This is a genomic window from Yersinia sp. 2542 StPb PI (genome assembly GCF_048593855.1).
Lineage (GTDB): Bacteria > Pseudomonadota > Gammaproteobacteria > Enterobacterales > Enterobacteriaceae > Yersinia > Yersinia enterocolitica_E.
Map to the genome: position 1 here is coordinate 1 of NZ_JAZGQA010000234.1, position 6,090 is coordinate 6,090.

Sequence of the window (6,090 nt, forward strand, 5' to 3'; positions counted from 1 at the left end):
CACCCCTGCGACTTCAAGGACGAAGGATCCCCAAAGTCATTGGAGTTGCAGGTAGGCGGCAAGTGAACACATCCCGAATCACTGACTCAAGTCAGTGATTCGGGGGGTGAGCGCAGCTAACACCCCTGCGACTTCAAGGACGAAGGGGATTACCACCACTGGTGAAAATGATGCACCGGCCCGATCCCCTGCCCGACTTCAAGGGTATTGGCTTGTTCTAATGCACCTTGCAGATAGTGTTTGGCGGCATTCACCGTATCTGCCCAATCGTGGTGCCGTGGCCGTAAGGCCGCCAATGCGGCCGATAAGGTGCAGCCGGTGCCGTGGGTATGGCGAGTATTTACTCTGCGGGTAACAAAACGCTGTTCGCCTTGTGCCGTAAACAGCCAATCGGGGCTATCCTCACCGCTCAGATGCCCTCCTTTCATCAATACTCCCTGACAGCCCAGAGCCAACAGTGCTCGCCCCTGTTCACACATTTGTTGCTCATCGCGGGCAGGCTGGCAATTGAGTAGCGCGGCTGCTTCTGGCAGATTCGGGGTAATCAAAGCCACCCGCGGTAACAGCAGTTGACGTACTGCGTCTACGGCCTCTGGCGCCAATAAAGGATCACCGCTTTTGGCGACCATAACGGTATCTAGCACCACAAATGGGATGGGATAACGTTGCAGTTGTGTGGCAACAATCTCGACAATGTCAGCATTAGCCAACATACCGATTTTCGCGCTATCGATGCGCACATCACTGAGAACAGAATCGAGTTGAGCTGCAACAAACGCCGGTTCGATGGGATAAACTGACTGCACACCACAGGTATTTTGTGCCACCAAGGCGGTGATCACACTGGTGCCGTAAGCTTGCAAAGCAGAGAAAGTTTTCAAATCAGCCTGAATACCGGCCCCACCGCTAGGGTCAGTTCCGGCAATCGTGAGTGCATTAATTCGCTTCATGAATATCTCTCCACACTCATATCAATGGGAGTTCGAATGGCAGCAACAGCGAGAATAGCTAAAGAGAAAACGGCAGGTTGAACGAACATATTCCTCCTAACCGGCGGTCAAGAAGGCGGAACCCTAAGGTGCCGAGACTTCCCTACGCTGGCATAATCCAGATCAGGTAATACGGGTAATATCTCAGCCATGCCACTGTTTGTGGCAGGCACCCCGAGTCAGAATTGTTATTATCATGGGCAGGTGGTAGAAGATCAATCATGTATTGGCTCAACCAATGATCAATTTCGCGAAAGCACCCTGTTTTGGAGGTATAACCGTAGGATGAGTATCAAGATTCGTCAGTATCAGGAAAGTGACCGGCCATTCCTGCGCACCTTGTATCTGGCATCACGTAAAGCAGCCTTTACCTGGCTGGACGTTGAACACTTTAGGCTGGAAGATTTTGATCGCTCAACCATCGGTGAAACTGTGCTGGTCGCCGTTGATGGCGATCAACACTTAGGTTTTGCCTCAATTTTTATGGAAGAGAGTTTCCTGCATCATCTGTTTATTGACCCTGCGCTACAACAGTCCGGTACGGGAAAAGCCTTATTGCAGGCAGCACAACAGCTATTTACCAGCCACGGCTCACTCAAATGTCTGGCAAAAAACCAGCAGGCACTGGCGTTTTATCAAAAACAGGGGTGGGTAGCTATAGCCACCGGCATCAGTAATGATGGCGAATATACATTAATGCATTGGCATAATGAGAAGGTTAAATAAGCACAAGGGAACCGGGTTTCCTGGTGCTTATTTTCTATTCTCCGCGCAGCGCCTTCACATCATCGGCTTTTATATTCAGTGCCGGTTGTCCGAATTGCTGTAGCAGATAATGACTCAAACTAACAACCTGCTCATCGGTCAAGGTGTTGGCAAACCCGGGCATAAAGACTTCACCGTCATTGGTTTTGCGTGACACACCGTGGAGAATCACATTAATCAGGTTATTGGGCGCGGATGCCCCGACCACCGAGTTTTTCATCAATGAAGGGTAATAACCGTCTTTTACGCCCTCACCGGTGAAACTGTGGCAACTGGCACAGTTCCCCAAATACAGGCGCGCGCCGTCAGTGTTGTTATCTGCCGTGAAAGGCATACCGCGTAAGGAATTAACACTACTCGCCGCTTGCCCCCAATCCGAACGACTCTTGGTTTCGTCATCTGGATTTAATGGCTCCAGGGTACGCAGATACACCGCCATGGCATTGAGATCACTCTCGCTCAGGTGGCGAGTGCTGTTCTCAATAACTTCAGCCATCGGCCCGGCAGCTTGCGCTTTACCGTCAACATGGCCGGTGCGCAAATATTGCACCACCTGTTGCTGACTCCAGCCGCCAATACCGGCATGTGGATCAGCGGTAATATTAAACGCCGTCCAACCATTAATCTCTGCCCCCCCATAGGCTTTGCTCTCTTTCATCCCCATGGTGATATTACGCGGGGTATGGCACTCACCGCAGTGCCCCAATGCTTCAACAAAGTAAGCCCCCTGATTCCATTGTGCATCTTTAGTGTTGTCCGGCTGAAAGCGCTCCCCCTCGAAATTGACCAAATTCCAGAACCACAATCCCCAACGCTGGTTGAATGGGAAAGGCATGTCATTTTCGCGGTTAGCTTGATGCACTGCTGGCAGACTAAACAGATAGGCTTTAATGGCTTTGACGTCAGCATCCGTCAACAACGTATATGAGGTGTAAGGGAATGCCGGGTAGAGATTCTCACCATTTTTCCCTTTCCCTTCATGTAATGCGCGCAAGAACTCTTCATCCGTCCAATTGCCAATTCCGGTCTCTTTATCGGGCGTGATGTTGGGCGAATATAGCGTGCCCATCGGCGTCTTGAAGGCAAGTCCACCGGCAAAAGGCTTGCCGTCTTTGGTGGTATGGCAGGCCACACAGTCAGCGGCCTTAGTCAGGTACTCACCACGTGCAATCAGGTCAGCATCAGCACTGGCATACCCAGTTACGGCTAAACCTAATGCGATAAACAGGAGATTCACTGAACAGCCCAAGGTTTGTTTTCTCATCTTACACCTCGGCCTTTAATGTTTCAGCGATACGCAGCGAGAGTGCGGCAATCGTCAAAGTACAATTAACTGAACCGACAGTTGGCATTACACTACTACTGGCGATAAACAGGTTTTTATGGTCATGGGTACGACAATCGCTGTCCACTACCGAGTCTTTCGGGTCACTGCCCATAATGGTGGTACCCGTAATATGATTGTTATTGGCGAAGTTATTGTTGAATTTAACCTCGGTTCCCCCCATCAGCTTTGCCGCCTCGGCATAGACCTGCTGAGTGTGTACCGCACTTTTTCGCACATAATCATCCATTGCATAGTAAAACTCGGGTTTCGCAATACCGATGGCGTCTTTCTCGCTAGCGCTGGGGATAATACGATTTTCGACATGAGGCAAAATCTCGTGGAAGCTGTCGAATTGTACAAAACGCGCGGCCCTGTCACGGATTTTGGCCTCAAGCTGTGGCCCGAGTTGCAAATCCCCCTGTTTGAGTAATTCAATCGTGACTTGATCGGTACGTGACAAATTGGATAAATGAATTTTTTTCGCTGCAAAATCAGCGCGGAATGCACCATCACGGAAGCCGATCATCGACGTCATTTCCTGCGGCCCACGCCCTGGCCACAAGGGTTCACTGGCCATAAAAGTCACCCCGGTTCCGGGGTGATCCATTAGATTGCGCCCCACCATATCGGAACTATTACCCACTCCCCGTGGATTTTTCTCATCGGTGGACATCAGCATCAGTTTCGGAATTTCAATGCCATTGGCGGCCAGTACAAAGTATTTACCCTCAGCCCGATGCTCATTGCCTTGTTCATCTTTAAACAGTGCTGCAATAATCTGCTGTTTATCATTAACTTCTAACTTATAAACCACCGCTTTGGGGCGCACGACTGCCCCCGCCTGCTCGGCTTTTTCGACATGAGTGATACCGTTATACATGGCGCCAATCGGGCAAATAGGCATGCAGTTGTTATTACCACAACAGGTTGGCCGGCCATCATAAGGGCGACTGTTACGGGCGACCGGTTCAGTGACCACATTGAAACTTCCGCCGTTAAAGCTGCCACCGTTAAAAACATGGCTATTTAACACCGTCTTGATGCGCTGTTCATTCCACGATAATGGCAATGGTGCCATCGGATAGGGTTCGCTGCGGGGTGATCCTAGATCTTCATCACTTGGCCCCCAAACACCTAATTCCTGTTCAGCGCGCAGATACCACTTTTCCAACACCGCATACTCAATTGGCCAATCTCGCCCGACGCCATACACGGTTTTCAGTTTGAAATCGTTAGGCAAAAAGCGCCAGGCAGAAGCCGCCCAGTGCCAGGTTGTGCCACCCACTGCGCGGATATATTGCACATCATACGGATGTTCACCCTTTTGAATCAGATAGTTATTATTTGGGTTAGATTCAGGATGAGGCGCATACGCGGTGGAAGGATATGGCGCCATGTTGTCTGATTTATCCGGCTGATTACGGAAGTTTTCTACAATTTCCCAACGAGAGAGGCGCGGACCTGCCTCTAAAACCAGTACTGACTTGCCAGCCATGGCCAGTTGATGGGCAACCAGCCCTCCTGCAACACCCGAGCCAATAACGACGATATCCGCCTTTAGTGTGTCAGCCATAAATGTATTCTCCAAAATTATAAGGCGACATCAGGCTTTACAGCCCAGTATCCGGGTTTATTCGGGCAATAAGAGCGAATAACCAACACATCGGATACCGCATCGAACATCAACGCATTCTCATAGCTGATTACCGCCGCATCGGTTCCCTCACCGATCACGCCGACATACCAGCCTTGCAATATTTGCCGGGCGATTTGCTGTTGCAGAGGTGGCCATTGCTGAGGTTCACCCGCAGGCAACGGTTGTAATAAGGAGAGTTTTTGGTCAAAACCGCCTATTTTCCCGAGCAAAACCTGATAGATTCGTTGACCAATCTGCACATTAAGCTGGCGCTTACCGGTCAATGCGCGTGATACCAACATGAATCTTTCTAAATTCTGCGGCGAGGTTTGGGTCGATGCCGCGAAAGCATCTAATGAAAGGGGACTCATCAGGCTACTGACTAGCCCGACGCCGATATATCCCAGCAGACGGCGGCGTGAAATACCCCGCACCTGAGGTATCGGAGAGAGATTTACCGACATGTTTTTTCTCCACAAAACAGCACGCACGCAGTATTCATCCGTTGTATTTAGGAACATGCTGCTAATCGGCATGTGCTAACAGATGCGGGCTACTGCGAGCTAAACTACCCTGCGTGTTACACAGCGGCAGTGGCAATCTTGACTAATAATGAATGGACTTCTCGTCTTATTGACGATGTAAGTTATGAGATGCAGATGTTAAATATTTAGTTGAGTTGTAAAGATTCGTCAAGATTATACCTCCTCAGTGAAGGGGTAAAGCAAAACGTGATTCATATCACATTTTGTAACTATAGAACCGGATCATGCCTTCACCTCAATCATTACTTCAATACGATTAAGGACATATGCCACTTGATGCCAAACTTGCTGATATTCGGTTGAGTTATAGGTACGTAAAAATTCCACCAACAGTGTTTTGGTTTGTTGCCATATTGCATCATCGACCGGATGCTCTTTATTGGTCTCAAAGAAAGTTTCCAGTGTTTCAACTTTTTGCAGGTAAGCATCCAACGCAGCAGTCCATTCACTTGTATGCAACTTGTGAGAAATTTGCGCCAGCAGCCAGGGCATATAGTCGCGACTGAGGCTAACATCCCAAGTATCAGCATCTGTTGCAGACCATGTGGCACTTAGATAATCACAATGTGTGCCTTGATCATCGGTAAATCCGTGCAATGCACAAATAGCCTTTTCTACATCAAGCACATAGCCTAAGGCCGGACTATTAATAAATACAGCATCATGAGGGGTTCGCTCATTAAAATTCACTACAGCACCTATGTATTCACCTAATTTTGGCCCAGTCATCACACCTTTGAAGTTAATATATGGTGGTTTTTCATTCATATAAAAATGCAAAACTTTATTTTTATATCCATTAACCAGATAATGATATTCCCAGTCAGC

At 48.9% G+C, this 6,090-nt stretch carries 5 protein-coding genes, 1 pseudogene and 1 riboswitch; of the genes and pseudogenes, 1 reads left to right on the top strand and 5 read right to left on the bottom strand.

The genetic code is table 11. The features are described from left to right. Window positions 1-149: 149 nt before the first annotated feature. Window positions 150-950, bottom strand: coding sequence for a bifunctional hydroxymethylpyrimidine kinase/phosphomethylpyrimidine kinase (gene thiD, locus V1952_RS19345; RefSeq protein ID WP_420075347.1), 801 nt, complete (start codon window positions 948-950; stop codon window positions 150-152). 122 nt (window positions 951-1,072) lie between these two features. After that, window positions 1,073-1,176: riboswitch (TPP riboswitch) on the bottom strand. Window positions 1,177-1,274: 98 nt separating this feature from the next. Between thiD and V1952_RS19350 the strand changes: the two genes are divergently transcribed. Beyond that, entirely contained in the window at window positions 1,275-1,715 is a 441-nt protein-coding gene (locus tag V1952_RS19350) for a GNAT family N-acetyltransferase (RefSeq protein WP_372559650.1), read from the top strand. A 34-nt stretch (window positions 1,716-1,749) separates the two neighbouring features. Here V1952_RS19350 and V1952_RS19355 read toward each other — a convergent pair whose 3' ends face one another. From V1952_RS19355 to V1952_RS19370, 4 genes and pseudogenes are all read right to left on the bottom strand, one after another. Continuing rightward, window positions 1,750-3,018 carry a c-type cytochrome gene (locus tag V1952_RS19355; RefSeq protein WP_420075348.1) on the bottom strand — a complete coding sequence of 423 codons (1,269 nt, stop codon included), beginning with the start codon at window positions 3,016-3,018 and terminating at the stop codon, window positions 1,750-1,752. Window position 3,019: 1 nt separating this feature from the next. Then, window positions 3,020-4,654, bottom strand: coding sequence for a GMC family oxidoreductase (locus V1952_RS19360; RefSeq protein ID WP_372559652.1), 1,635 nt, complete (start codon window positions 4,652-4,654; stop codon window positions 3,020-3,022). A 17-nt stretch (window positions 4,655-4,671) separates the two neighbouring features. Further along, window positions 4,672-5,181, bottom strand: a complete 510-nt coding sequence (locus tag V1952_RS19365) for a sugar dehydrogenase complex small subunit (RefSeq protein ID WP_420075349.1) — start codon at window positions 5,179-5,181, stop codon at window positions 4,672-4,674. Window positions 5,182-5,484: 303 nt separating this feature from the next. Continuing rightward, window positions 5,485-6,090: pseudogene (locus V1952_RS19370) on the bottom strand (hypothetical protein); the annotation flags it as partial.

Bases quoted from the DNA above. Each gene is read 5' to 3' on its own strand.
- V1952_RS19350 (WP_372559650.1), top strand. From the start codon at position 1,275: ATGAGTATCAAGATTCGTCAGTATCAGGAAAGTGACCGGCCATTCCTG.
- V1952_RS19365 (WP_420075349.1), bottom strand. From the start codon at position 5,181: ATGTCGGTAAATCTCTCTCCGATACCTCAGGTGCGGGGTATTTCACGC.
- thiD (WP_420075347.1), bottom strand. From the start codon at position 950: ATGAAGCGAATTAATGCACTCACGATTGCCGGAACTGACCCTAGCGGT.
- V1952_RS19355 (WP_420075348.1), bottom strand. From the start codon at position 3,018: ATGAGAAAACAAACCTTGGGCTGTTCAGTGAATCTCCTGTTTATCGCA.
- V1952_RS19360 (WP_372559652.1), bottom strand. From the start codon at position 4,654: ATGGCTGACACACTAAAGGCGGATATCGTCGTTATTGGCTCGGGTGTT.